This is a genomic window from Streptomyces sp. NPDC104226 (assembly GCF_055584085.1).
Genome location: NZ_JBVJMS010000016.1, coordinates 63,235 through 87,090, shown reverse-complemented (window position 1 = coordinate 87,090; position 23,856 = coordinate 63,235). Strand labels below are relative to the sequence as shown.

Annotated in this window: 25 protein-coding genes; 9 read left to right on the top strand and 16 right to left on the bottom strand. The window is 71.6% G+C overall.

What is annotated here, in order from left to right:
• Positions 1-71: 71 nt before the first annotated feature.
• Both ACZ60J_RS36965 and ACZ60J_RS36960 read right to left on the bottom strand, forming a co-directional pair.
• Complete coding sequence (locus ACZ60J_RS36965) at positions 72-425, bottom strand: SHOCT domain-containing protein (RefSeq protein ID WP_469688560.1); 354 nt, start codon at positions 423-425, stop codon at positions 72-74.
• Between the two features lie 12 nt (positions 426-437).
• The gene (locus ACZ60J_RS36960; RefSeq protein ID WP_469688559.1) at positions 438-884 is read right to left on the bottom strand and encodes a DUF6325 family protein; all 447 of its coding nucleotides are present in this window, start codon (positions 882-884) and stop codon (positions 438-440) included.
• A gap of 126 nt (positions 885-1,010) precedes the next feature.
• Here ACZ60J_RS36960 and ACZ60J_RS36955 point away from each other — a divergent pair, with 126 nt between their 5' ends.
• From ACZ60J_RS36955 to ACZ60J_RS36945, 3 genes are all read left to right on the top strand, one after another.
• Complete coding sequence (locus tag ACZ60J_RS36955; RefSeq protein ID WP_469688558.1) at positions 1,011-1,238, top strand: hypothetical protein; 228 nt, start codon at positions 1,011-1,013, stop codon at positions 1,236-1,238.
• A 138-nt stretch (positions 1,239-1,376) separates the two neighbouring features.
• Positions 1,377-2,630: a TerD family protein gene (locus tag ACZ60J_RS36950; protein ID WP_469688557.1), complete on the top strand. Its 1,254-nt coding sequence runs from the start codon at positions 1,377-1,379 to the stop codon at positions 2,628-2,630.
• A 103-nt stretch (positions 2,631-2,733) separates the two neighbouring features.
• Positions 2,734-2,901 (top strand): hypothetical protein, encoded by a 168-nt coding sequence (locus tag ACZ60J_RS36945; RefSeq protein WP_243338429.1) that lies wholly within the window; start codon positions 2,734-2,736, stop codon positions 2,899-2,901.
• Positions 2,902-3,011: 110 nt separating this feature from the next.
• Here the strand turns inward: ACZ60J_RS36945 and ACZ60J_RS36940 are convergent, their stop codons facing one another.
• Positions 3,012-4,472: an alkaline phosphatase PhoX gene (locus tag ACZ60J_RS36940; RefSeq protein ID WP_469688556.1), complete on the bottom strand. Its 1,461-nt coding sequence runs from the start codon at positions 4,470-4,472 to the stop codon at positions 3,012-3,014.
• Positions 4,473-4,638: 166 nt separating this feature from the next.
• Complete coding sequence (locus ACZ60J_RS36935) at positions 4,639-6,171, bottom strand: hypothetical protein (protein ID WP_469688555.1); 1,533 nt, start codon at positions 6,169-6,171, stop codon at positions 4,639-4,641.
• 239 nt (positions 6,172-6,410) lie between these two features.
• Here ACZ60J_RS36935 and ACZ60J_RS36930 point away from each other — a divergent pair, with 239 nt between their 5' ends.
• The 3 genes from ACZ60J_RS36930 (at position 6,411) to ACZ60J_RS36920 (ending at position 9,216) form a co-directional block, all read left to right on the top strand.
• On the top strand, positions 6,411-8,252 hold the full coding sequence (locus ACZ60J_RS36930) for an endonuclease/exonuclease/phosphatase family protein (RefSeq protein WP_469688641.1): 1,842 nt from the start codon (positions 6,411-6,413) through the stop codon (positions 8,250-8,252).
• Between the two features lie 92 nt (positions 8,253-8,344).
• Positions 8,345-8,806 carry a GNAT family N-acetyltransferase gene (locus ACZ60J_RS36925; RefSeq protein ID WP_469688554.1) on the top strand — a complete coding sequence of 154 codons (462 nt, stop codon included), beginning with the start codon at positions 8,345-8,347 and terminating at the stop codon, positions 8,804-8,806.
• Positions 8,807-8,961: 155 nt separating this feature from the next.
• Positions 8,962-9,216: a hypothetical protein gene (locus tag ACZ60J_RS36920; RefSeq protein ID WP_250742297.1), complete on the top strand. Its 255-nt coding sequence runs from the start codon at positions 8,962-8,964 to the stop codon at positions 9,214-9,216.
• Between the two features lie 153 nt (positions 9,217-9,369).
• On the opposite strand, the gene dapD is transcribed toward ACZ60J_RS36920, so the two are convergent.
• Both dapD and ACZ60J_RS36910 read right to left on the bottom strand, forming a co-directional pair.
• Positions 9,370-10,350 carry a 2,3,4,5-tetrahydropyridine-2,6-dicarboxylate N-succinyltransferase gene (gene dapD, locus ACZ60J_RS36915; RefSeq protein WP_112449505.1) on the bottom strand — a complete coding sequence of 327 codons (981 nt, stop codon included), beginning with the start codon at positions 10,348-10,350 and terminating at the stop codon, positions 9,370-9,372.
• Positions 10,351-10,359: 9 nt separating this feature from the next.
• Positions 10,360-11,589: an MFS transporter gene (locus tag ACZ60J_RS36910; RefSeq protein WP_469688640.1), complete on the bottom strand. Its 1,230-nt coding sequence runs from the start codon at positions 11,587-11,589 to the stop codon at positions 10,360-10,362.
• 95 nt (positions 11,590-11,684) lie between these two features.
• On the opposite strand from ACZ60J_RS36910, the gene ACZ60J_RS36905 reads away from it, so the two are divergent.
• Complete coding sequence (locus ACZ60J_RS36905) at positions 11,685-12,560, top strand: winged helix-turn-helix transcriptional regulator (RefSeq protein WP_469688553.1); 876 nt, start codon at positions 11,685-11,687, stop codon at positions 12,558-12,560.
• Between the two features lie 27 nt (positions 12,561-12,587).
• Here ACZ60J_RS36905 and ACZ60J_RS36900 read toward each other — a convergent pair whose 3' ends face one another.
• Positions 12,588-13,136, bottom strand: coding sequence for a TetR/AcrR family transcriptional regulator (locus ACZ60J_RS36900; protein ID WP_469688639.1), 549 nt, complete (start codon positions 13,134-13,136; stop codon positions 12,588-12,590).
• 203 nt (positions 13,137-13,339) lie between these two features.
• Between ACZ60J_RS36900 and ACZ60J_RS36895 the strand changes: the two genes are divergently transcribed.
• Entirely contained in the window at positions 13,340-15,004 is a 1,665-nt protein-coding gene (locus ACZ60J_RS36895; RefSeq protein WP_469688552.1) for a hypothetical protein, read from the top strand.
• A gap of 58 nt (positions 15,005-15,062) precedes the next feature.
• Here ACZ60J_RS36895 and ACZ60J_RS36890 read toward each other — a convergent pair whose 3' ends face one another.
• Complete coding sequence (locus tag ACZ60J_RS36890; RefSeq protein WP_469688551.1) at positions 15,063-15,386, bottom strand: DMT family transporter; 324 nt, start codon at positions 15,384-15,386, stop codon at positions 15,063-15,065.
• 121 nt (positions 15,387-15,507) lie between these two features.
• On the opposite strand from ACZ60J_RS36890, the gene ACZ60J_RS36885 reads away from it, so the two are divergent.
• Positions 15,508-16,404, top strand: coding sequence for a hypothetical protein (locus ACZ60J_RS36885; protein WP_469688550.1), 897 nt, complete (start codon positions 15,508-15,510; stop codon positions 16,402-16,404).
• Here the strand turns inward: ACZ60J_RS36885 and ACZ60J_RS36880 are convergent.
• From ACZ60J_RS36880 to sufD, 8 genes are all read right to left on the bottom strand, one after another.
• A complete protein-coding gene (locus ACZ60J_RS36880) occupies positions 16,391-17,698 on the bottom strand; it encodes a DUF3616 domain-containing protein (RefSeq protein WP_469688638.1) in 1,308 nt (435 codons plus the stop codon). The two genes, ACZ60J_RS36885 and ACZ60J_RS36880, sit on opposite strands and share 14 nt — an antisense overlap.
• A gap of 122 nt (positions 17,699-17,820) precedes the next feature.
• A complete protein-coding gene (locus ACZ60J_RS36875) occupies positions 17,821-19,245 on the bottom strand; it encodes a hypothetical protein (protein ID WP_469688549.1) in 1,425 nt (474 codons plus the stop codon).
• A 192-nt stretch (positions 19,246-19,437) separates the two neighbouring features.
• Positions 19,438-19,782 carry a metal-sulfur cluster assembly factor gene (locus ACZ60J_RS36870; protein WP_030009139.1) on the bottom strand — a complete coding sequence of 115 codons (345 nt, stop codon included), beginning with the start codon at positions 19,780-19,782 and terminating at the stop codon, positions 19,438-19,440.
• Positions 19,779-20,240 carry a Fe-S cluster assembly sulfur transfer protein SufU gene (gene sufU, locus ACZ60J_RS36865; protein ID WP_469688548.1) on the bottom strand — a complete coding sequence of 154 codons (462 nt, stop codon included), beginning with the start codon at positions 20,238-20,240 and terminating at the stop codon, positions 19,779-19,781. Before sufU ends, ACZ60J_RS36870 begins: the two co-directional genes overlap by 4 nt.
• 29 nt (positions 20,241-20,269) lie before the next feature.
• Complete coding sequence (locus ACZ60J_RS36860; RefSeq protein ID WP_469688547.1) at positions 20,270-21,526, bottom strand: cysteine desulfurase; 1,257 nt, start codon at positions 21,524-21,526, stop codon at positions 20,270-20,272.
• The gene (sufC, locus tag ACZ60J_RS36855; RefSeq protein WP_250742307.1) at positions 21,523-22,290 is read right to left on the bottom strand and encodes a Fe-S cluster assembly ATPase SufC; all 768 of its coding nucleotides are present in this window, start codon (positions 22,288-22,290) and stop codon (positions 21,523-21,525) included. The genes ACZ60J_RS36860 and sufC overlap by 4 nt, the downstream gene beginning before the upstream one ends.
• 7 nt (positions 22,291-22,297) lie before the next feature.
• Positions 22,298-22,627: a bifunctional 3-phenylpropionate/cinnamic acid dioxygenase ferredoxin subunit gene (locus ACZ60J_RS36850; protein ID WP_469688546.1), complete on the bottom strand. Its 330-nt coding sequence runs from the start codon at positions 22,625-22,627 to the stop codon at positions 22,298-22,300.
• Positions 22,627-23,805: a Fe-S cluster assembly protein SufD gene (gene sufD, locus ACZ60J_RS36845; protein ID WP_469688545.1), complete on the bottom strand. Its 1,179-nt coding sequence runs from the start codon at positions 23,803-23,805 to the stop codon at positions 22,627-22,629. The genes ACZ60J_RS36850 and sufD overlap by 1 nt, the downstream gene beginning before the upstream one ends.
• Between the last annotated feature and the right edge of the window lie 51 nt (positions 23,806-23,856).

Genomic DNA, 23,856 nt, shown 5'->3' with positions numbered 1-23,856 from the left:
CTTTCTGATCTTGTCGGCCGACGCGGGCCCGGCACGATCCGAAAGAGACGGCCCAGGCCGTGGAGGCCCGGTCAGCCGTTCAGGACCCGGGCCTTCTCCGCAGCGAACTCCTCGTCGGTGAGCAGGCCCTGGGCCTTCAGTTCGGCCAGCGCGGTGAGCTGGCCGACCCTGTCGACCGGCGCCGCGGCGGGCGGGGGCGGCGGCGCCTGCTGCGACTGCTGCCAGGCCTGCTGCTGCGCGGCCGCCTGGGCCGCCGCCTGGTCGACCAGGGCCTGCTGCTCGGCGTCCGCCGAGTACTGCCGCTGCGCGGCGCGCTCCGCCTGGTTGCGCTGCACCCGGCCGGAGACCGCGGTGGCCGTACCCGCCACGACCGCGGTGCGCGCCATCGCGCCCAGCAGACCCGGGCGCCCGAAACGTCGAGGCATGACCGTCCTCCCCTACTTCTCGTCCAGTGCGGCGACGGCGCGTTCCACGCTGTCCCGCGGAATGCGTTCCATGAAGAGCACCTCTCCCCCGGACCCCCGCAGCGCCGAGGCCAGGCGGGTGGCCCAGGAGTTCTCCCAGACCACCACGAGGGCCGAGGACTCCGGGGCGAGGCCCTGCGCGACGGTCTCCAGGTCCTCGTCGCTCAGCAGGTCGAACTCCTCGCCGAGGACCCGCTCGAACTGACCGGCCACCTCGGAGTCGGCGAGCTCCACCACGGACACCGCGCCGTCCCGCTCCTTGCGGACGAAGGTGAGGTCCAGGATGCGCACCACTCCGCTCTCCTGGAGCTCGCGCAGGGCGGGGGCCACGTCGCCGTTGAACCGGTTGCCGTCGAAGGCGACCACGGCGACGTCCACCGGTCCGATCGATTCGACTGTGAGAGCTGCACCAGCAGGCATGAGCAAGACCTCTTCCGTAGCGCATGAAATCACCGCAAAAAGGATCTTACTCGGCACGGCTGGGACCGCACGGCGGGGCACATATTGCGTTGCGGTCCGCCGCCCGGGGACGGCACGCTCGGCCCCATGCCAAGACCTCACGGATTCACGTACGAACAACGGGGCGACCAGAGCGTCGTCATCACCCACCAGGGCCGGTCCGCCGCCACCCTCCGGGGCGGGCGGGCCGCCGCCTTCCTGGCCGAGGTCGAAGCGGGTGACGCCCAGCTCGTGATGGCGCGCTGGACCGGCTCGTACAAGTTCGGCAACGAGCGGACGGCCAGGAACCACCCCCGGAACCAGGGCCGCGTCTGAGACGCGGGCGGGACGGGGGGGTGGGGCGTGGATGGGGCACGGGTGGAGCACGGGTGGGACGCGGGTGAAGAAGCGGGAAACCGGGTGAAAGTAAGGGAACGGCAAAGCCACCTCGGTCGTTCTCCCGGCATGACCGCTATGACCCCTGGTTCCAACCTGCCGCTCAATGCCGTCCGCGTGACGGTGGACGTGGCTGCCCCGGTGCGGCTCGACGTGTCCGCGCTGCTGCTGGCCGCCGACGGCAAGGTGCGTTCCGACGCCGATTTCATCTTCTTCAACCAGCCGTCCGGCCCCGGCGTCACCTACCGCTCGGGCGGCGGCACGGCACCGGACTCGATCACCGTGGACACCGGTGCGGTCCCGCCCGGCATCGAGCGGATCGTCGTCACCGCCAGCCCGGACGCCGCGGGCCAGACCTTCCAGGGCATCGAGCCCACCGCCACCGTGCGGGACGCCGGAGGCGGAGCGGTGATCTCCACCTTCACCCCGCCGCAGCTCGGCACGGAGACCGCCCTGGTGGTCGTCGAGATCTACCAGCGCGGCGGCGTGTGGAAGGTGCGCGCGGTCGGCCAGGGGTACGCGAACGGCCTCGCCGGAATCGCCACCGACTTCGGGGTCTCGGTGGACGAGGAGCCGGCTCCGGCCGCCGCCCCGGCCCCGGTCGCCCCGCCCGTCCCGCCGGCGCCCCCGGCTCCCCCCACCTACGCGGCCTCCCCCTGGCTCACCACCGGCGCCCCCGGGGCCACCCCGGCGCCCGCGCCGGTCGCCCCCGCACCGGTCGCGGCTCCGGCCGCCGCTGCCGCCCCCGGTACCGGGAAGATCAACCTCGACAAGGGCCGGGTCAGCCTCCAGAAGAACCAGACCGTGTCCCTCGTCAAGGGCGGCCGGCCGCTGCTCTCCCAGGTCAAGATGGGCCTCGGCTGGGAGCCCGCGTTCCGCGGCCGGGACATCGACCTGGACGCCTCGGTCATCGCGTACGGCCCGCAGCGCAACCACATCGACAGCTGCTACTTCGGCAAGCTCTCCATCCTGGGCGGCTCCATCAAGCACTCCGGGGACAACCTCACCGGTGAGGGCGCGGGCGACGACGAGGTGATCGTCGTCGACCTCGGGCGGCTGCCCGCGGACGCGACGGGGCTCGTCTTCACCGTCAACTCCTTCTCGGGGCAGAAGTTCACCGAGGTGGCCAAGGCCTACTGCCGCCTCATCGACGCCGCGACCAACGAGGAACTGGTCCGCTTCGACCTCACCAGTGCCGAGCCGCAGACCGGCGTGATGATGGCCAAGCTGATCAGGCAGTTCTCGGGCGAATGGGAGATGACGGCCATGGGCGAGTTTGTGAAGTCGCGCACAGTGCGGGGCATGGTCAAGCCGGCCGCACAGGCACTCTGAGCAGGTGAGCGGGCACATGGAGCGACGGACGCCTGCTCCGGGGTGATCTGTTCCACGCTTAATACGGAGGTCGCTGTCAGTGCCCGCCCGTAGCCTTGGAGGCATGCACCAGACACTCCAGCCCGCGGGCCCCGCGCGCCCGTCCGCCGCCGAGGCGAACGAGGCGATCCGGCAGCTCGTCGAGAGCCGGGTGGACGGCGAGTGGCCCTCCGAGGCGTACGAGTTCCTCCTCGAAGAGTGGGCCGCGGCCAGCCGCGCCGAAGCTCAGTAGACGACCAGACGGACAGAAGACCAGCAGCACAGCAGCACGGACGAGACGACGAGAAGAGCCGCCGGGGCCGAAGCCCCGGCGGCTCTTCTCATGTCCGCCGCCCGCGGCGCTCAGCAGCCGCGCCGCCACGGTCCCGTGATGGCCAGCATGATGCCCGGGTCCTGGATGTTGGCGAACAGGGTCCGCCCGTCCGGCGAGAAGCAGACCCCCGTGAACTCCGAGTACTCGGGCTCCTCGTCCGTCCCCATGTTCATCTCGTTGCGGGCCAGCGGGTACGTGCGCCCCGACTCCGTGGCGCCGAAGAGGTGCTGCAGACCCGAGCCGTCCTCGGCGATGACGAGGCCGCCGTACGGGGAGACCGTGATGTTGTCCGGTCCGTCGTACCCGCCGTCCACCGACGGGTCGGCGTTCACCCCGAGCAGGACCTGCAGCCGCACCGTGCGCCGCTTGGGGTCGTAGAACCACACCTGGCCGTCGTGGGCCGCGCCGGGGCTCTCCTCACGGGCGTAGGAGGAGACGAAGTACGCCCCGCCGTCGGCCCACCACATGCCCTCCAGCTTGCGCGCGCGGGTCACGGCCGACTCCCCGAACTGCTTGCGCACCGCCACGGTGCGCGCGTCGCGGTCCGGGACCGGCGCCCAGTCCACCCCGTAGGTGGTGCCGATCTTCGTCGCGCGCGAGAGGTCGTCGACGAACCGCCCGGCGCTGTCGAAGCACTTGGCGGCCGCCAGCACACCGGCGTCGTCGGCGAGCGTACGGAGCTTGCCGCGCCCGTGCCGGAAGCCGCTCGGCGGGGTCCAGCGGAAGAGCAGCCCGTTGGGGTTGGAGGCGTCCTCGGTGAGGTAGGCGTGGCCCGTCCGCGGGTCGATGACCACGGCCTCGTGGTCGTAGCGCCCGAACGCCTTGACCGGCTTCGGCCCGAGGTTGGCGCGGCGGTCGTGCGGGTCCACCTCGAAGACGTAGCCGTGGTCCTTGGTCATGCCGTTCTTGCCGGCGAGGTCCGAGTTCTCCTCGCAGGTCAGCCAGGTGCCCCAGGGGGTCGAGCCGCCCGCGCAGTTGGTCGACGTACCGGAGATGCCCACCCACTCGGCGACCTCGCCGCCGCGCCGGACCTCGACGACCGTGCAGCCACCGGCCGCGGCCGGGTCGTAGACGAGGCCCTCGGTGATCGGGACGGGGTGCTTCCAGTTCGCGCGGGGGCCCTTCAGCTCGTGGTTGTTGACGAGGAGGGTGACGCCCCGGTGGCCCTCGAAGGCGGCCGTGCCGTCGTGGTTGGACGGGGTGATCTCGCCCGAGTCGAGCTTGGTGACACCGCTGTGGGTGATCACGCGGTACGTGAACCCCGCGGGGAGGGCAAGGATGCCGGCCGGGTCGGGGACGAGCGGGCCGTAGCCGGGGCGGCGGCCGGGACCGTGGTCCTGCCCCCGGTCCAGGCCGACGCCCTGCCCCGCCCCGCCGTCCGCGGCGAGGGCCCCGGGGGCGGTGGCCAGTGCGCCGACCGTTCCGGTGAGGGCGACTCCCGCACCCGCGAGTGCGGTGCGGGCGGTGAAGTCTCTACGGCTGAGCGGCATCGGGTCTCCAGGGGTGGGGAGGTGGTGCGCCTGTCGTGCGGTCGTCGGCGCACACGCTCCCGCCCGCACGTGAACGCCGACTGAACTACCCGGGAAGACGAGTCGACCCCTTCACCGGCGTCCCCGTTGGCCGAGTCCCTTGCGGGAACGGCCGGTTACCAACGCCTCACACGCCCCGGGAACGCGCCTTGAACGCGGCCTTCCGCGCCTCCTTGGCCGCCTTCTTGTCGGGGTGCAGCCGCCCCATCGCCTCCAGCACGTAGGCCGTCGCCGGGTGCTCCACCCGCCAGGCCTGCTCGAAGAACCCGGCGTGATGGGCGGTCAGCGACTCGATCAGGAGCGGCAGCTCCGCCTCCGAGCCCTCCCCGCCGTCGGCCCCACCCGCTCCCCCACCGCTCGCGAGCTGCGCCGCGATCGTGTCGACGGTCAGCCAGAACACCATCTCCTCGTCCGGCGCCGGTACGTCGGTCACCCCGCGCTCGGCGAGCCAGACGCGGGCGAGCCCGCCGAGCTCCGCGTCGTCCAGTACCGCGCGGACCGCCTGCTCGGCCTCCGCTCCGGTCGGAGCGAGGGCCTGCTGGCAGCGCAGCCGGCGCAGCGGGCCGCCCGGGTCGGCGCCGCGGGCGGCGGCGAGCAGCTCCGTGACGGCTTCGGGTACGGGGCGGCCGGCCAGCCAGTGTTCGATCTCGGCCTGCGCGGCGGCCTCGGAGTAGTGGGAGACCACGTCGAGCAGGACGTCCGCGCCCTTGCCGGCCAGTTCGCCGACGGCCGGGGCCTCGACGCCCGCCTCCAGCATGCGCGCCCGGATCCCGTACAGCCCGAGGGGGGTCAGGCGCACCAGCCCGTACCGGGAGACGTCCTCCTCTTCGGCGGCGCCGCCGGGGCCCGCGGCCGTGAGGAACTCCTCGTCCTCCGCCTCCGCCATCAGCGCCTCGTCGACGGGACGGAACTCGACCAGCCCGATCGGCTCCAGCTGCCGGAACTGGTCGTCGAGGCGCATCATCGCGTCCGAGACCTGCTCCAGTACGGCGTCGGTGGGGTCGCCCATGTCGTCCGGCACCACCATCGAGGCGGCGAGCACCGGGAGCGGCACCGGGCCGTCGGCCGTGCCGCCTTCGGCCACGGCGAGCAGGTAGAGGTTGGCGAGGACCCCGTCGAGGAAGTCGGCCTCGCGGCTCGGGTTCCAGTCGAGCTGGTCGAAGTCGATCTCGCCGCCCGCGTCGAGGGCGTCGACGAGGTCGTCCAGGGCCGGTACCGCCGCGTCCGCGAGGACGGTGTCCAGGGCCGCCAGCCACAGGTCGAGCACGTCGCCGGGGGTTCCGCCGGTCACCAGCGCCAGGTCCTCGCCGGGTTCGGCGGTGCCGAACTCCCGGTCCTCGCCGGACGCTTCCCCGGAGGCGGAGCCGTCCTCCTCCGGTTCGGTGACGTCGACGAGGCCGGAGTCGACGGCCACCCGCCAGGCCTGGCTCGCATGGGCCGCGGAGTCCTCGTCGGCGGGATCGAGGCCCAGCAGGGCCACGGCCTCGGGCAGCTGTCCGGCGACGAGTTCGCCACCGGTGTCCACGCGGGTGTCCGGTCCGGCCCAGCGGGCGAGGCGCACGGCGCGGGCGAACAGCGGGGCGGCCAGGGCTTCGCGGGCCAGTTCCGCGTCGGGGAGCAGCCGTACCGGCGGCAGCGTGGGGTGCGAGTCTGCGGACATGGGGCGGTTCTCCTCGCGGGCACGGGTTGTTCGGGTACGGGTGATTCGGGTGGTTCGGCAACGGTCGTACGGCGCCCCAGAGTAGACGCATTTCGGGCGCGTCCGACTGCCCCTCCCCTTTGGTTCATCCCACAGTCAACCTCCGTATCCCCTGTAGGGCTTGACAACTTTGCCGGCCACGAAGGAAATTGACGCGCGTAGATATCTGCTTCCTCCTCCACACACCGGAGTTCCCGCCCATGCGCTCCTCGCATCCCCGTTCCGCCGCCGTCGCGGCCCTCGTCGCCACCGCGCTGGCCACCGGCCTGCTCGCGGGCACCGCCGACGCGGCCGAAGGCGCCGTGTCCGCCGATCCGATACGCATCCACGACATCCAGGGCACCACCCGGATATCCCCGCTGGTCGGCAAGCAGGTCGCCGACGTGGCGGGCGTCGTCACGGGCGTTCGTACGTACGGTTCGCGCGGCTTCTGGATCCAGGATCCGGACGCCGACGACGACGACGCCACCAGCGAGGGCGTGTTCGTCTTCACCAACGCGGTCCCGACCGTCGCGGTCGGCGATGCGGTCAAGGTCTCCGGCCTGGTCGGCGAGTACATCCCCGGCGGCGTCTCCTCCGGCAACCAGTCGGTCACCCAGATCTCCAAGCCCGTCGTGACCGTGGTCTCCTCCGGCAACGCGGTGCCCACGGCCACCGCCGTCAACGAGTACTCGGTGCCCTGCGCCTACGCCCCGGAGGGCGACCCGGCCGCCGCCGGCAGCATCAACGGCCTGACCCTGGACCCCTCGCGCTACGCCCTGGACTACTACGAGTCCCTGGAAGGCATGAACATCGCGATCGGCAACTCGCGCGTGGTCGGCGCCACCGACCCGTACGCCGAGCTGTGGGTCACGGTGAAGGGCTGGGAGAACAACACCAAGCGCGGTGGCACGCTCTACGGTTCGTACGACTCCCAGAACACCGGCCGCCTCCAGATCCAGCAGCTCGCGCCCCTCGCGCAGCAGCCGTTCCCGGTGGCCAACGTCGGCGACAAGCTGACCGGCCGCACCGAAGGCCCGCTGGACTTCAACCAGTTCGGCGGCTACACCCTGGTGGCCCGCACCCTCGGCACGGTCAAGCCGGGCACCCTCGCCCCGGAGAAGGCCAAGCCGCAGGCCGAGAAGGAACTCTCGGTGGCCACGTACAACGTGGAGAACCTCGACCCGACCGACCCGCAGGAGAAGTTCGACAACCTGGCGAAGGCCGTCGTCGAGAACCTCGCCTCCCCCGACGTCCTCGCCCTGGAGGAGATCCAGGACGACAACGGCGCCAAGGACGACGGCACCGTCTCGGCCGAGGCCACCCTGACGAAGTTCACCGAGGCCATCAAGGCCGCGGGCGGCCCGGCCTACCAGTGGCGGAGCGTCAACCCGGAGAACAAGAAGGACGGCGGCGAGCCCGGCGGCAACATCCGCCAGGTGTTCCTCTTCAACCCGGAGCGGGTCTCCTTCACGGAGCGCGCCCCCGGCGACGCCGTGACGGCGACCGGTGTGGTGAAGGAGAAGGGCAAGGCGGCCCTGACCCACTCCCCCGGCCGGATCGACCCGGCGAACCCGGCGTGGGCGGACAGCCGCAAGCCGCTGGCCGGCGAGTTCGTCTTCCGCGGCAAGACGGTCTTCGTGATCGCCAACCACTTCGGCTCGAAGGGCGGCGACCAGGGCCTGACCTCCGCGACCCAGCCGCCCGTGCGTTCCTCCGAGGCCAAGCGGCTGCTGCAGGCACAGGCCGTGAACGGCTTCGTGAAGGACATCCTGGCGGTGGAGAAGAAGGCCGCGGTCCTCGTGGTCGGCGACATCAACGACTTCGAGTTCTCCGACACGACCAAGGCGCTGGAGGACGGCGGGGCGCTGTACTCGGCGATCAAGTCCCTGCCGCGGTCGGAGCGGTACTCGTACGTCTACCAGGGCAACGCGCAGGTCCTCGACCAGATCCTGACGAGCCCCGGCATCAAGCAGTTCACCTACGACAGCGTGCACATCAACGCCGAGTTCGCGAACCAGAACAGCGACCACGACCCGCAGGTCGTGCGCTTCCGCCCGTAGCGGCGGCGCCGAAGGGGCCGGGCCGCACCGCCGCCCGGCCCCTTCGGCATGCGGGCCCGTCGGCGCATGGGCCTCTTTGGCATGATCGCGGCATGATCTTCCGTACCGCAACGCGTCAGGACCTGCCCGCCGTACTCGCCCTGCTCGCCCAGGACGACGAGCCGGCCGCGGCGGACACCGGCGCTCCGGCCCCGGAGCCGGTCTCCGAGGCGCACGAGCGGGCCTTCGCCGCGATCGCGGCGGACCCGCGCAACGAGATGCTGGTCCTGGAGGCGGACGGGGACCTCGTCGGCTGCCTGCAGCTGACGTACGTCCCGGGTCTCGGCCAGGGCGGACGGGAGCGGGCCCTGGTGGAGGCCGTACGGATCCGCGCGGACCGGCGGGGCGGTGGGCTCGGGGCCCGCCTGATGGAGCTGGCGGCGGACCGGGCCCGCGAGCGCGGCTGCGGCCTGATGCAGCTCACCAGCAACAAGCGGCGCACCGCCGCGCACCGGTTCTACGAGCGGCTGGGCTACGCCCGGAGCCACGAGGGCTTCAAGCTGCCGCTGACCTAGGGATACCGCGGGCCGAGGGCCGTCGCCGACCCAGGAAGGGACCTTTGGCCCTGGCGTGACGCTCAGCACATCCCTACCCATTCGGGCGGTTCTGGTGTTGAGTGTCCCCACGCCCGATCTTGTATCTCATTCCAGCCACTCCCTTGGAGGACCGCGTGTTCCCCTCCATTTCCCTCGCGCAGGAAATCGGCATCGCCGTCCTGCTCGTGGCCGCCGTCGTCTGGCTGATCGGCCTCGGCCACATGCTGTGGGACAGCCGTTTCCACCACCCGGAGCCAGGCGCCTTCGAAGGCCTCTCGGTCATCCCCGCCCAGCGCGGCACCTCCGTCCACCCGATGGAGTCGGTGGAACTGACCGAGGCGGAACAGCAGGCCTTCGCCGGCCTGGTCCGCACGATCCCCCTGCACTGACCTGCACCGACCTGCACCGACCTGCACCGACACCGTGCACGCGAAGCCCCTCCCCCGCTCGGGGCGGGAGGAGCTCACCACGCACGAGCGCCCTCCCACCCCGACGGGTGGGAGGGCGCTCGTGTACGTGGGCCCGGACCTGACCGGTGCCGGTCAGTTGTGGCTGTGCAGGACCTCGTTCAGGCCGCCCCAGGCCGCCTTGTACGGGCGGGCCTCGACGGCGCCGGAGACCGAGTTGCGGCGGAAGAGGATGTTGTTGGCGCCCGAGAGCTCCAGGGCCTTGACGATCTGGCCGTCCGGCAGGGTGACGCGGGTGCCCGCGGTCACGTACAGGCCGGCCTCGACGACGCACTCGTCGCCCAGCGCGATGCCGACGCCCGCCTCGGCGCCGATCAGGGTGCGCTCGCCGATCGAGATGATCTGCTTGCCGCCGCCCGACAGGGTGCCCATGGTGGACGCGCCGCCGCCGATGTCGGAGCCGTCGCCGACGACGACGCCCGCGGAGATCCGGCCCTCGACCATGGAGGTGCCCAGGGTGCCGGCGTTGAAGTTGACGAAGCCCTCGTGCATGACGGTGGTGCCCTCGGCGAGGTGCGCGCCCAGGCGGACCCGGTCCGCGTCGGCGATGCGCACGCCCTTGGGGGCGACGTAGTCCGTCATCCGCGGGAACTTGTCGATCGAGGTGACCTGGAGGTGCAGGCCCTCGGCGCGGGCGTTCAGGCGGACCGTCTCGACCTGGTCGATCGCGACGGGGCCGAGCGAGGTCCAGGCGACGTTGGCCAGCAGGCCGAAGACGCCGTCCAGGTTCTGGCCGTGCGGCTTGACCAGGCGGTGGCTGAGCAGGTGCAGGCGCAGGTACGCGTCGTGCGCGTCCAGCGGCTTGTCCTCCAGGGAGGCGATCACGGTGCGGACGGCTACGACCTCGACGCCGCGGACCGCGTCCTGGCGGATCGCCTTGGGCGCGGTGGCCCCCAGCAGCTCCACGGCCTGCTCGGCGGTGAGGCGCTCGGTGCCGGCCGGGCCGGGCTCGGCGACCAGCTGGGGGGCGGGGAACCAGGTGTCGAGGACGGTGCCGTCGGCGGTGATGGTGGCAAGTCCGGCGGCGACGGCGCCGGTGGTACGCGTAGCAGTCATGCCCGAAACCTAACCGGCGACGGCCTGCGGTCGCGAACCGGTCTCATGTGCCGGTCGCGCGCGTCGCCGCGCCTCCCGCGCACCCACGGCCAGGACGGCCCCGCCCGCGGCCGTGCCGAGGACCGCGCACAGCGGCCACAGGAGGCCGGGCGCAGCGTCGTACAGGGCCCCGCCGAGGGGTCCGGCGAGGACGACACCGCTGACGGAGACCCCCGCGTACAGGCTCTGGAACCGGCCGACGGCGTGCTCGGGCGACTCGTCCGCGACGTACGCCGTGGCTGTGGTCTTGTAGAGGATCTCGCCGAGGGTGAGCAGCACCATCATGGCGGCGGCGGTCGCGACGCCCACTCCGAGCATCAGCATCGCGTAGCCGCCGCCCACCAGCACCAGCCCCGTGCCGATGATGTGCAGCGGGGAACGCCGGCGCAGGGCGAGGGCCGCGGGGATCTCCAGGAGCATGATCACACCGCCGTTGATCGCGATGAGCAGTCCGTAGGCGCGGGTGTCGAGGCCGTGGTCGGCGAGGAAGACCGGGAAGGTCGTGTAGTGCTGGCGGTAGACGACGTCGATGACGACGATCGCGCCGAGCAGGACGAGGACGGCCGGCCGTGCGCGCAGCTCGCGCCACAGCCCTCCGCGGCCCAGACCCCCGTCCGGGGCCGCGGAAGGGGCTGTGGCGGCCCGGGCCGGGACGACCCGGGCGGTCCACAGGGCGAAGAAGAGCGTGCCGAGGCCGTCCGCGACGAAGAGCCAGTCGTAGGAGAGTCCGGTCGCGACGAAGGCTCCGATCGGTGAGCCCACCGCGAAGCCCGCGTTGGACGTGAAGCGGGTGACGGCGAAGGCCTGGCGCCGGGAGCCCTCCGGCACGGTGACGGCGACCAGCGCGGAGTTGGCGGCGCGGATCACCCCGGAGGCGTACTGGGCGAGCGGCAGGAGGAGGGTCAGCAGGCCGGTGGAGGCGGCCGGCAGGAGGACGAGGGCGGAGCCTGCGAGCAGGGAAGCGGTGATCAGCACCCGGCGGTGGCCGAAGCGGTCGCCGTACCAGCCCCCGGTGAAGTTCCCGGCGACCAGCCCGACCCCGCCGATGCCGACGATCAGGCCCGCCTGGGCAGCGCCGAGGCCGCGCGGGCCGGTCAGGTAGAGGAAGACGAAGACGAACGTGAAGCTGACGACGGCGTTGACGAAGATCCCCGCAGCCAGCAGCCACACGACCCTCGGTACGTCCTTGAACCCCTGCAGCACACCCGTGTCCCCCGCATCCAGAAGTGAGTTCCCTTTGGGAACGGACTATGTCAGCATGACAACCTCGGGTCAACGGACATAAAGGAGTGCCCATGGCCCAGCGCACGCACCTCGACGACGCGGACTGCTCCATCGCCCAGGCCCTCGACGTCGTGGGCGACTGGTGGACGCTGCTGATCGTGCGCGACGCGGCACGCGGCGTGCACCGCTTCGACGAGTTCCAGCGCGAACTGGGCATGTCCCGCAAGGTCCTGACGGAACGGCTGAAACTCCTCGTCGAGGCCGGCGTGCTGACGCGCGAGCCGTACCAGGACCGCCCGGTGCGCCACGCGTACCGGCTGACCCCGCGCGGACGCGGGCTGCTGCCGGTGCTGGTCGCCCTCCAGGACTGGGGGGACACCTGGATCCTGGGAGAGGGAGAGATGACGGCGACGACGGACGAGACCTCGCGCGAGGCGGTACGGGTCCACGCCCTGCGGGGCACCCGGCTGCCCGAGCTGACGCTGCCGGACCGTTTCGGCGAACTCCGCGACCCGGTGGCGGACACGCCCTTCACCGTCCTGTACTGCTTCCCGGGCGCGTTCGCCCGGTCCGAGTCCTATCCGCCGGGGTGGGCCGGGATCCCCGGGGCACGGGGCTGCACCCTCGAATCGTGCACCTACCGGGACCAGCTCGCGGAGTTCACGGCGGCGGGCGCGACGGTGCACGGGGTGTCGACCCAGCGTCCGGACGAGCAGCGGGAGTTCGCCGAGGCCGAGGGGCTCCGCTTCCCCCTCCTCTCCGACGCGGAACTCGGACTCGTGACGGCGCTGCGGCTGCCGACGTTCCGGGCCGGGGGCATCAGCCGGCTGAAGCGCCTGACGCTGGTCGTGGACCGCGACCGGACCGTCCGCGAGGTCTTCTACCCGGTCCGGGACATCGAGGCGGGCGTGGCCGCCGCACTGAGCGCCGTCCGGGCCGCGGGGTAGCCCGACGGGTGGTGCCCGGCGGCGCCGTCAGCCGCGCAGGACCCGTCCGAGGAGGTCGCGCGCGTACGGCTCGTCGTACGGGCTGCCGGTCAGCAGCACCTGGAGGCAGATGCCGTCCATGACCGCCACCAGCGCGCGGGCCGTCACCGTGTCGGTGCGCGCGGCCAGCGCCTCCCCCACGGCCTCGCACCACTCGGCCGCCACCGGCCGCAGTGCGGGGCGACGCAGGGCGGCCAGGTAGAGCTCGTACTCCAGCTCCGCCCGCGCCCGGTCCGCCCCCAGGAACTCGCCCAGCAGGACGGCGAGCACCCCCGCCAGGTCCGCCTCCGGATCGGCCAGCGCCGAGGAGTCCGCGACCGCCCGGGCGAAGCCCTCGTTGGCCTGGCGCAGGGCCGCGACCAGCAGGTCGTCCAGGGTCTTGAAGTGGTACGTCGTGGACCCGAGCGGTACGTCGGCCTCCGCGGCCACGCTGCGGTGGCTGAGCCCCGCGATGCCGCGGGCGCCCACCACCCGGATCGCCGCGGCGATGATCCGCTCCCGCCGGTCCGGGTCGTAGCGGCGCACCGAGCCGGCCATCAGCGGCCGGTCCCCGTCACGGTGGCGGCGGGCACTGCGGCTACGGGCGGCGGACAAGGCATGCGTACGACAGTACACAGACCCGCACACACCGCCGGACACGCGCGGCAGGACCCGGCAAGATCGCCGTACAACCCTTTGCCCGGCATGCGGGTCTCAACTCCGAATCCTGACAGCCGAGTCGAGTTACCGGAGGACAACACATGAGGAAGCGCAGCCTGGCTGCCCTGTGCACGGCCACGGCGCTCGGGGGCGTCCTCGTGATTCCCACGGCTGCCCTCGCGGCGGACCCGCACCCGTCCGGCTTCCGGGCCTGGACCGACAGCACGCGGATCCACCTGGACTTCGGCACCTCCAAGCGGCCGCAGCACCTCAAGGTGAACCTGCGCAAGGCGGGAAGCGCCACCCCGGTGGCGACGATCACCTCGTTCGAGGACACGCCGGACGAGGACCCGTGCAGCCCGTCCTGCCAGGACGACACCGACCTCGGGACCGGCATCCGTTCAGCGCCCCTGCGCCTGGCGGACCTGGGCACGTACAGCGTGGACGTGCTGTACGACGGCACCGCGGGCGAACCGGTCGTGCACAAGGACAAGGCCACCCTCGCGTACGGCCTGATCCCCCGGGTCACCGGCCTCGACGTGGTCGGGACGCCGGACCTCAACCACCGGACGGTCACCGTCAAGGGCGATGCGGTGGGCCTCGACCCCCGCAACGACACCGAGCAGCCGCTGCCCAACGGCACGCTGATGCTGGAGACGACGGCCGGCTCCACCCCCGTGCGCACCGACGCCGCGGGGCACGTCGAGACGCCGTTCACCTTCACCGGCACCGAGACGAACGCCCCGGGGACGAACGGGACGGGGGTCATCGTGACCCTCCGGCCGGAGAAGGAGGCGGCGAACAGCCCGCGCAGCGCGAGCCGCACGGTCCGGACCTCCGCCCGGAGCTCCAGGATCACCCTGGACACCGCCACGGTGAAGGCGCCGGACGGCACCACGGCTCCGATCGGCGGACACCTCGCCTTCAGGGGCGCCGACGGCACCTGGAAGCCGGCGCCCGCGGGCGCCTGGGTCCGCTCCAGGGACGGGGGCTCGGCCCAGACCGGTGCGGACGGCCGGTTCGCCACGAAGGTCCTGGTCAACGGCAGGATCTCCGGGCTGATCACGCTCACCGGATCGGCCTGGCTGACGAGCACCTACGCGACCGTGGCCGTGGACCCTTCGACCAGCGCCGGTTTCCACGGGGGACTGAGCTCGACCCTCACCGCGGACCGGAAGGTCTCGCTCACCGGCAAGCTCTCCGCGTACGACCTCCCGGCGCCCGCCAAGCTGAAGGTCCTGGTCGAGTTCCTGCCCGTGGGCTCGCAGGAGTGGATCACCAAGGCGACCCGGTACAGCACCGCCCCGGCCGGGGACAGCACGCGCACCGTCACGGCGGCGGGGCTGCCCTATCCGGGACCCGGCGGCTGGCGGCTGCGGTACGTCGCCGCCTCCGGGATCCCCGCCGGACCCGCGGGGCTCTCCTGGCTCCTGGCCCGGGTGGACACGGCGATCCCGGAGTTCAACGCCGCCCCGGAGCCGGTCAAGGCCGGCAAGCCGATCGGCATCACCGGCAGGCTCAACCACACCCGGTACTCCAACGAGACCACCTGGAGCGGGTACGGCGGCCAGCCCGTCCGCATCTACTTCCGCGCGACCGGCGCGACGGCGTGGACGCTGGCGGGCACCACCACGACGGCGGCCGACGGCACGTTCAGGACGTTCTTCACGGCCGCCAAGGACGGGGCCTGGCAGGCCCGCTACGACCAGGCCGCTCCCGACCACTTCGCCGCCACGAGCCGCGAGGACCTCGTCGACGTGCAGTGACGGCGAGGAGCGGAACCTCTTGATGCCCCTGATGCCCCGCCGGCATGCCGGCGGGGCATCAGTGCGTCGTCCCCCCGAGGTTCAGCAGCACGACCCCGGCGATCACCAGCACGATGCCGCCGATCTTCGCGGCCGTCGCGGCCTCCCCCATGAAGACCATGCCGATCGCGGCGATCGCGGCCGTGCCGACACCGGCCCAGATCGCGTACGCCGTCCCGACCGACATCGACTTCAGCGTCTGCGCGAGCAGCGTGAAGGCGACGACGTAGCCCACCAGCGTGATCAGTGAGGGCCACAGCTTGGTGAAGCCCTCGCTGAACTTCATGGCGGTGGTACCGGCGACCTCGGCGGCTATGGCGGCGGCAAGCAGGAGATAGGGCATGCGTACGACCGTACACAACGATGCGTACACCCGTACACACGTCGGTTCTGCGCAGCTACGGGACTTCCCGCGCGCCCGCGGTTACGGTGTGCGCCCTCGAACGGCACGGGAGGAGATCCACATGGACGGGCAGTGGACCCACTGGGGCGGCGGCTGGCTTCCGCCACGGCCACCCCGCCCCGGGGTGACATCCCTGCGGCCGCTCACACCCGGCGAGATACTCGGCGGCGCCTGCGCCGCCCTCGCCCGGTACTGGGTGCCGCTGACCGGCGCCATGCTCCTCGGCCAGCTCGCCGCACTGCTGCTGCTCGCCGCCACCGCCCTGGCCGCCCTCGCCCTGCACGTCCGGCCCGTCGACGCCCTGGTTCCCGCCGCGGCTCTGGCAACCCTGCTGACCTGCGCCCTGGCCTCCGCCCTGACGGGCGCCGCGCTCCGCCCGGCGCTCCTCGGCCGCCCCGCCACCGCCCGTACGCTGCTGCGCGCCGCCCGCCCCCGCTTCGGGGCCGTCCTCGGCACCCAGCTCCTGGTCCTCGGCGCCGTGGCCGGACCGGGCGCAGCCGCCCTGGCCGCCGGGCTGCCCCCGCTGGTGGCGGCGGCCACCCTGCCGCCCGCACTCGGACTCGGGGTGCTGTGCGCGCTCGCGCCCACGGTCGCCGCCTGCGAGGGCCGCGGCCCGCTCGGCGCCCTGCGCCGCTCGGCCCGCCTGGTGCGCGGGGCCTGGTGGCGCACCCTCGGCCTCACCGGACTCGCCGCCGCGCTCGCGCTCGCAGCGGCGTACGCCGTCCAGCTGCCCTTCGCCCCGGCCGGGGCGCTCAGCCTGATCCCGGCGGTGGACGGCGGCTACGTGCACACGATCCTCACGGCACTCGGCGCGATGGTCGCCCAGACGCTGCTGCTCTGCTTCCCGCAGCTCACCGCCGGCCTGCTCTACGCGGACCGGCGGATCCGCCGCGAGGACCTGGCGGCGGAGCTCACCAGGCAGCTCACCGGCCCTTCCGGGGAGCTCAGTTCAGCGTGAACCAGGCCGCGCGGGACTTCTTCCACTCCGGGTGGGTGAGGTCCTTGGCCTCGGTGCCGTCCCCGTACAGGTCGGCGGAGCCGCTGTCGGTGATCAGCTGCACCCGCGCGCCCGCGACCGACAGGTCGGGGACCGCCACGATGGCCTCCCAGCCGCCCGGGTCGGCGGTCGGCAGGTCGGCCCGCTTGACCGGGGCGTGGCCCGCGATCCCGTCCCACTGGTAGAGGGCGTACGGGTCCGAGTTGTCGTCCGCCGCCCAGGAACCGGCCAGGATCAGGTACTGGTCGGCGGCGTTCTTGCGGATGTCACGGATCGCGAGCCCGCCGAGGTCGAGCTCGATGCCCGCGCCGAAGGTGGCCTTGGTCCCGTTGGAGATCACCTTGTCGAAGTTGGTCACCGGCACGACCAGCGCCTTGCCGCCGGGCACCGCCGGGGCGAGCGGGGCGCGGAAGCCCAGGTAGGCGGTGGTGGTGGAACCCGGGGCGAACTCCAGCCCCTCCACGTTGAACCCGTCGATCTGCTTCGGCGCCTCACCGGCGGCCGTACCGGCGGCGAAGCCGTAGCGGTTCCCGTTCGCCTTGTCCCAGGCCACCAGGTCGTCGCGGAGCTTCTTGTACGAACGCCCGTACGCGAGCTGCGCGGTGGATCCGGAGCCGGTCAGCGTGGTGGTGAACACCGTGTTGCGGGGCGCCTTGTACTCGCCGTCCTTGTTGTTGCCGAGCGAGCCCGTCCAGTAGATGGTGTTGCCGATCAGGGTCGCGCCCTCGATGTCCACCTCCTTGGTGACACCGAGCTGCGAGCTGAAGTCCCAGGTCCGGACCGGGGCCGCCGAGTTGGCGCGGTCGTACAGGCGCAGCACGTTGCTCTCGTCGTCGGCCACGACCGTGTAGCCGCCGCCGACGTCCACGGCGGCCGAGGAGTCGGAGGCGCCGGTGAAGTAGCGCGCGTCGGCCGGGTTCTGCACCGCGGAGGAGGCGGCGTAGTACAGCGTCTTGGTGGCGGTCTTGCCGCCCAGCCCGGTCACCTTGACGGTGAGGTTGGTGTAGCCGCGGCCGCGGGCGGCGACCGCCAGCGTGCGGACCGCGCCCGCCCCGGTGACGCTCACGTCGCCGGTCCCGGCGACCGTGGCCTTGCTGGAGGCCGAGGCGCTGACGGTGAGCGCGGACACGTCCGCACCGCTCTGCGCCACGGTCACGTTCACCGTCGGGTCGCCGACCCCGCCGACGGCGCCGGACAGGTAGGAGGCGGACAGAGAGATGGTGGGCGTGCCGTACGTGACCGCCTGCGCGGGCATCGTCGTGGCGGCGAGGAGCAGCGCGGCGATGCCGGCGGCCCCGAGGTACGTCGTCTTCGTCGTCGTCTTCTTCATCGCCGTCTTCTTCGTCGTCGTCATCGTCTGCTGCTGCATCTGCTGGTTCATCGGGATCCCCCACGGACCGGGCCGAGCACGAACCATCCCGACCGGGACTTCTTCCACTCCGGGTGGTCGAGGTCCTTGGCCTCGGTGCCGTCGCCGTACAGGTCGGCGGAGCCGCTGTCGGTGATCAGCTGGACCGGGGCGCCGGGCAGCCGCAGGTCCGGTACGGAGACCACGGCTTCCCAGCCGCCGGGGTCTGTGGTCGGCAGGTCGGCCCGCTTGACCGGGGCGTGGGCCGGGACGCCGTCCCACTGGTAGAGGGCGTAGGGGTCGGAGTTGTCGTCCGCCGCCCAGGAACCGGCCAGGATCAGGTACTGGTTCGCGGCGTTCTTGCGGATGTCACGGATCGCGAGCCCGCCCAGGTCCATCTCGACGGCCTCGCCGAAGACCGGCTTGGCGGCACCGGCCACCACCTGGTCGATGTTGGTGACGGGCACGACCAGTGCCTTTCCGCCGGGCACGGCGGGCGCCAGCGGAGCGCGGAAGCCCAGGTAGGCGGTGGTGGTCGAGCCCGGGGCGAACTCCAGCCCCTCTACGTTGAACCCGTCGATGCTCTTCGGGATCTTGCCGGCCGCGGTACCCGCCGCGAAGCCGTAGCGGTTCCCGTTGGCCGTGTCCCAGGCGATCAGGTCCTCGCGCAGGCCCTTGTAGGCGGAGCCGAAGACGATCTCCGTGTCGGCGCCCGTCCCGGTGAGCCGGGTGGTGAAGACCGTGTTGCGCTCGGCCTTGTACTTGCCGTCCTTGTTGTTGCCGAGGGAGCCCGTCCAGTAGACGGTGTCGCCGACGCGGGCGGCCGCCTCGATGTCGGCTTCCTTCTTGAGGCCGAGCGCGGGGCCGAGGTCCCAGGTCTTCACGGGGGCGCCCGAGCGGAATCGGTCGTACAGGCGCAGCACGTTGGTCTCGTCGTCGGCGACCAGCGCGTAGCCGCCGCCGACGTCCACGGCGGCCGAGGAGTCGGCGGAGCCGGTGAGGTAGCGGCTGGTGAGGGCGCCGCTGCCCAGCCGCGCCGAAGCGGCGTAGGAGAGGGTGGCCGTGGCCGTCTTGCCGCCGCGGCCGGTCACCCGGACCGTCAGGTCGGTGTAGCCCTGGGCCCGCGGGCGGACGGTGAGTTCGCGGTCGCCCTGCCAGGTCCGCGCGATGTGCACGTCACCGGTCCCGGCGACGGCCGGGTTGCTGGAGGAGAGGACGTCGACCTTGAGGAAGGCGGCGGGTATCCCTTCCTGCGCGATGTCCACGGTGACGCCCGGGTCGCCGATCGCGCCGACGGCACCGGAGAGGTGACCGGCGGAGAGCACGATGGTCGGTTCGGCGGCGGCTTGCTGCGCGGCGTGGGCGGGCGCGGCCAGTCCTGCGGCGAGCAGGGCGGCGGCCCCGGCGGCTCCCACGGCACCGAGGCGGCGTGCCGGCGAAGGGCGAACGGTCAACGGAGGTCCTCTCGTCTGCGCCGTCAGTTGTGACGGGCCGTCGAGAAGATTCGGCCACCGTGGCCAACTCCCGGTGCACGCCGACCGTCGTCCGGGAAAACAGACGACCCCCGGCACGGGTGTGCCGGGGGTCGTTCGTTCACTCGGCCGTCGGACGGCCGTCGTGCGGGTCGTGCAGGGGGCGGGCGTCGATCAGACGTTGAACCCGAGCGCGCGCAGCTGCTCGCGGCCGTCGTCCGTGATCTTGTCCGGGCCCCACGGCGGCATCCAGACCCAGTTGATGCGCAGTTCGCTGACGATGCCGTCCGTGGCCGACTTCGCCTGGTCCTCGATGACGTCCGTCAGCGGGCAGGCCGCCGAGGTGAGGGTCATGTCGAGGGTCGCGATGTTCGCGTCGTCGATGTGGATGCCGTAGATCAGGCCCAGGTTGACGACGTCGATGCCCAGCTCGGGGTCGACCACGTCGTAGAGGGCCTCGCGGACCTCTTCCTCGGTGGCCGGCTTGATGGACGCCTCGGGCGTCGCGTTCTCGGTCATGCCGTCTTCCTCTCGGCGTCGCCCAGTGCCTGGGCGGTCGCGTCCTTCCACGCCATCCAGCTCAGCAGAGCACACTTCACCCGGGCCGGATACTTGGAGACGCCGGCGAACGCGATCGCGTCCTCCAGCACCTCCTCCATGGCCTCGTCGGGCTCCAGCTTGCCCTTGGACTGCATCAGCTCCAGGAACACTTCCTGGATCTTCCGCGCCTCGCCCAGCTCCTTGCCGACGAGCAGCTCGTTCAGTATCGACGCGCCGGCCTGGCTGATGGAGCAGCCCTGGCCTTCGTACGAGATGTCCGCGAGGGTCTCGCCGTCGTACTTCACGCGCAGGGTGATCTCGTCACCGCACGTCGGGTTGACGTGGTGCACCTCGGCGTCGCCGTCGCGCAGGCCTCGCCCGCGCGGGTGCTTGTAGTGGTCCAGGATCAGTTCCTGGTACATCGATTCCAGCTTCACTGCGCCCTCGTCGCCCTCGTCGCTTCGTCTTATCCGAAGAAGTTCCGTACGTGCTCCAGCCCGTCGATCAGTGCGTCGACGTCGGCCGGAGAGGAGTACAGATAGAAAGACGCTCGCGTCGTCGCCGGAATTCCGTACCGGAGGCAGACCGGGCGGGCGCAGTGGTGTCCCACGCGGACCGCGATGCCCTGCTCGTCCAGTACCTGGCCGACGTCGTGCGGGTGGATGTCACCGAGCGTGAACGAGATCGCGGCACCGCGGTCCTCGGCCGTGGTCGGGCCGATGATGCGCAGGTCCGGGACCTCCGAGAGCCGCTTGATCGCGTACTCGGTGATCGCGTGCTCGTGCGCGGCGATCTTGTCCATGCCGATCGAGGTCAGGTAGTCCACGGCCGCGCCGAGGCCGACGGCCTGGGCGATCGGGGGCGTACCGGCCTCGAACTTGTGGGGGGCCGGGGCGTAGGTCGAGGAGTGCATCGAGACGGTTTCGATCATCTCGCCGCCGCCCAGGAAGGGCGGCAGGTCCTCGAGCAGCTCCTGGCGGCCCCAGAGGACGCCGATGCCGGTCGGGGCGCACATCTTGTGACCGGTGAAGGCCACGAAGTCGGCGCCGAGCGCCTGTACGTCGAGCGGCATGTGCGGTGCGGCCTGCGAGGCGTCGATCAGCACCAGCGCGCCGACCTCCTGCGCCCGCCGGACGATCGCCTCGGTCGGGTTGACCGTGCCCATGATGTTGGAGACCAGCGTGAAGGAGACGATCTTCGTCTTCTCCGTGATGACCTCTTCGATGTTGGACAGGTCGAGCCGGCCGTCGTCGGTGAGGCCGAACCACTTCAGCTTCGCGCCGGTGCGCTGCGAGAGCAGCTGCCACGGCACGATGTTGGAGTGGTGCTCCATCTCCGTGATGGCGATCTCGGTGTCGCGGTCGACCCGGTAGGGCTCCTCCGCCCAGCCGAGCATGTTCGCGACCAGGTTGAGCGACTCCGAGGCGTTCTTGGTGAAGATCACCTCGTTGCGGCTCGGAGCGTTGATGAAGGCGGCGACCTTGTCGCGGGCGCCCTCGTACAGCGCCGTGGCCTCCTCGGCGAGCACGTGCACGCCGCGGTGGACGTTGGCGTTGTGCTGCTCGTAGTACTCGTTCAGCGCGTCGAGCACCTGGCGCGGCTTCTGCGAAGTCGCCGCGTTGTCCAGATAAACGATCTTCTTCCCGTCGTGGACCACACGATCCAGAAGGGGGAAGTCCTTGCGGATCGCCTCGATGTCGAGGAGGCCAGGCAACTGTGTCACGCGGTCGCGCCACCCTTCGTGCTGTACGACTCGTAGCCTTCGGCCTCCAGCTTGTCGGCGAGCTCGGCGCCACCGGACTCGACGATGCGGCCCTCGGAGAAGACGTGGACGAAGTCGGGCTTGATGTAGCGGAGGATCCGCGTGTAGTGCGTGATCAGCAGGGTGCCGACCTCGCCCGTGTCGCGGACGCGGTTGACGCCCTCGGAGACCTGGCGCAGGGCGTCCACGTCGAGGCCGGAGTCGGTCTCGTCGAGGATCGCGATCTTCGGCTTCAGGAGCTCCAGCTGGAGGATCTCGTGGCGCTTCTTCTCACCGCCGGAGAAGCCCTCGTTGACGTTGCGCTCGGCGAAGGCCGGGTCCATCTGGAGCTGCTCCATCGCGGACTTGACCTCCTTCACCCAGGTACGCAGCTTCGGGGCCTCGCCGCGGATGGCGGTGGCCGAGGTGCGCAGGAAGTTGGAGACCGAGACGCCGGGGATCTCCACCGGGTACTGCATGGCGAGGAAGACGCCGGCGCGGGCGCGCTCGTCGACGGACATCTCCAGGACGTCTTCGCCGTCGAGGGTCACGGTGCCGCTGGTGATGGTGTACTTCGGGTGACCGGCGAGCGCGTACGCGAGGGTGGACTTGCCGGAGCCGTTCGGACCCATGATGGCGTGCGTCTCACCCTGCTTGATGGTGAGGTTGACGCCCTTGAGGATCTCGCGGGCGCCCTGCTCGGCCTCGACGGAGACGTGCAGGTCGTGGATTTCAAGCGTTGCCATGGATACCTCAGGACTCCTGGGTGAGGGAGGCGCGTACGTCGACAAGGACGTTGCCTCCTTCGATCTTTACGGGGTATACGGGGACGGGGCGCGTAGCGGGCAGGCCGGACGGCTTGCCGGTGCGCAGGTCGAAGGCCGAGCCGTGCAGCCAGCATTCGATCATGCAGTCTTCGACCTCGCCCTCCGAGAGGGAGACGTTCGCGTGCGAGCAGATGTCGTTGATCGCGAACACCTCCCCGTCGGTGGAGACGATGGACACCGGCGTGCCGTCGAGTTCCACCCGCTTGGGGGTGTTCTCTTCCAGCTCGCTCAGCGCGCAGGCCTTGACGTAGGTCATCAGACGGACGCCTGCAGCTCGGTCTCGATCTTCGCGAGCAGGCGCTCCTCGATGTCGGGGACACCGATCTGCTGCACGAGCTCGCCGAAGAAGCCGCGCACGACCAGGCGGCGGGCCTCGTCGGCCGGGATGCCGCGCGCCTGGAGGTAGAAGAGCTGCTCGTCGTCGAAACGACCGGTCGCGGAGGCGTGGCCGGCGCCGACGATCTCGCCGGTCTCGATCTCGAGGTTCGGCACCGAGTCGACCCGCGCGCCGTCCGTGAGGACGAGGTTGCGGTTCATCTCGTAGGTGTCGGTGCCCTCGGCGGTCTTCTCGATGAGCACGTCACCGATCCAGACGGCGTGGGCGTCCTGGCCCTGGAGCGCGCCCTTGTAGACCACGTTCGACTTGCAGTGCGGGGCCTTGTGGTCGACCAGGAGGCGGTGCTCCTGGTGCTGACCGGCGTCCGTGAAGTACAGGCCGAGCAGGTCGGCCTCGCCGCCGGGGCCCGCGTAGCTGATGCGCGGGTGCAGGCGGACCAGGTCGCCGCCGAAGGTGACGACCACGGACTTGAAGCTCGCGTCGCGGCCGATGAGGGCGTTGTGCTGCGAGGTGTGGACCGCGGTGTCGTCCCAGTCCTGGACCGAAACGAAGGTCACCTTCGCGCCGTCGCCGACCAGGATGTCGACGTTGGCGGCGCGGACGCCGTCACCGGTGTGGTCGATCACGATGATCGCCTCGGCGAACGGCTTGATGTCGAAGACGGTGTGACCGAAGGTCGTACCGCCCTCACCGTGCAGCGCGACGCGGATCGGCTCTTCGAGCACGGTCTCCTTGGGCACGGTGACGACCGTGGCCTTGGCGAACGAGGAGAAGGCCTGGGCGGAGACCCGGTCGACCGGCGTGCCGGCCTTGCCGATCCGCTCGTCGCCGCGCTCGACCGACTCGACCGTCACGCCCTCGGGGGCGTCGATCTGGGCCTTCATGGTTCCGTTGGCGACCGCGGTGCCGTCGTGCAGACCCTTGAGGCGGGCCAGCGGGGTGAACCGCCACTCCTCCTCGCGGCCGTGCGGGACCGGGAAGTCCGCCACGTCGAAGGACGGGGGGGCACTCATCCGGGTGGCGACGGTGGACTCGGCGGCCACCGCGATCGCGCCGGCGGTGGTGGACCCCGCCGGGATGTTCTGAGCCTCAGCCATGGCTGTCGTGTTGCTCTCTTCCTTAAGAAATCTACTGCGGGACGTCTGGCG

Excerpts from the sequence above, each read along its gene's own strand:
- ACZ60J_RS36955 (WP_469688558.1), top strand. The coding sequence starts at position 1,011 with ATGCCAAGACCTCACGGATTCACGTACGAACAACGGGGCGACCAGAGC.
- dapD (WP_112449505.1), bottom strand. The coding sequence starts at position 10,350 with ATGACTGCTACGCGTACCACCGGCGCCGTCGCCGCCGGACTTGCCACC.
- sufD (WP_469688545.1), bottom strand. The coding sequence starts at position 23,805 with ATGGCTGAGGCTCAGAACATCCCGGCGGGGTCCACCACCGCCGGCGCG.
- ACZ60J_RS36940 (WP_469688556.1), bottom strand. The coding sequence starts at position 4,472 with ATGCCGCTCAGCCGTAGAGACTTCACCGCCCGCACCGCACTCGCGGGT.
- ACZ60J_RS36900 (WP_469688639.1), bottom strand. The coding sequence starts at position 13,136 with ATGGCCGGCTCGGTGCGCCGCTACGACCCGGACCGGCGGGAGCGGATC.
- ACZ60J_RS36925 (WP_469688554.1), top strand. The coding sequence starts at position 8,345 with ATGATCTTCCGTACCGCAACGCGTCAGGACCTGCCCGCCGTACTCGCC.
- ACZ60J_RS36950 (WP_469688557.1), top strand. The coding sequence starts at position 1,377 with ATGACCCCTGGTTCCAACCTGCCGCTCAATGCCGTCCGCGTGACGGTG.
- ACZ60J_RS36870 (WP_030009139.1), bottom strand. The coding sequence starts at position 19,782 with ATGACCGAGAACGCGACGCCCGAGGCGTCCATCAAGCCGGCCACCGAG.
- ACZ60J_RS36885 (WP_469688550.1), top strand. The coding sequence starts at position 15,508 with ATGGACGGGCAGTGGACCCACTGGGGCGGCGGCTGGCTTCCGCCACGG.
- ACZ60J_RS36895 (WP_469688552.1), top strand. The coding sequence starts at position 13,340 with ATGAGGAAGCGCAGCCTGGCTGCCCTGTGCACGGCCACGGCGCTCGGG.
- ACZ60J_RS36890 (WP_469688551.1), bottom strand. The coding sequence starts at position 15,386 with ATGCCCTATCTCCTGCTTGCCGCCGCCATAGCCGCCGAGGTCGCCGGT.
- ACZ60J_RS36935 (WP_469688555.1), bottom strand. The coding sequence starts at position 6,171 with ATGTCCGCAGACTCGCACCCCACGCTGCCGCCGGTACGGCTGCTCCCC.
- ACZ60J_RS36905 (WP_469688553.1), top strand. The coding sequence starts at position 11,685 with ATGGCCCAGCGCACGCACCTCGACGACGCGGACTGCTCCATCGCCCAG.
- ACZ60J_RS36930 (WP_469688641.1), top strand. The coding sequence starts at position 6,411 with ATGCGCTCCTCGCATCCCCGTTCCGCCGCCGTCGCGGCCCTCGTCGCC.
- sufC (WP_250742307.1), bottom strand. The coding sequence starts at position 22,290 with ATGGCAACGCTTGAAATCCACGACCTGCACGTCTCCGTCGAGGCCGAG.
- ACZ60J_RS36965 (WP_469688560.1), bottom strand. The coding sequence starts at position 425 with ATGCCTCGACGTTTCGGGCGCCCGGGTCTGCTGGGCGCGATGGCGCGC.
- ACZ60J_RS36945 (WP_243338429.1), top strand. The coding sequence starts at position 2,734 with ATGCACCAGACACTCCAGCCCGCGGGCCCCGCGCGCCCGTCCGCCGCC.
- ACZ60J_RS36880 (WP_469688638.1), bottom strand. The coding sequence starts at position 17,698 with ATGCCCGCGCAGGCGGTCACGTACGGCACGCCCACCATCTCTCTGTCC.
- ACZ60J_RS36850 (WP_469688546.1), bottom strand. The coding sequence starts at position 22,627 with ATGACCTACGTCAAGGCCTGCGCGCTGAGCGAGCTGGAAGAGAACACC.
- ACZ60J_RS36960 (WP_469688559.1), bottom strand. The coding sequence starts at position 884 with ATGCCTGCTGGTGCAGCTCTCACAGTCGAATCGATCGGACCGGTGGAC.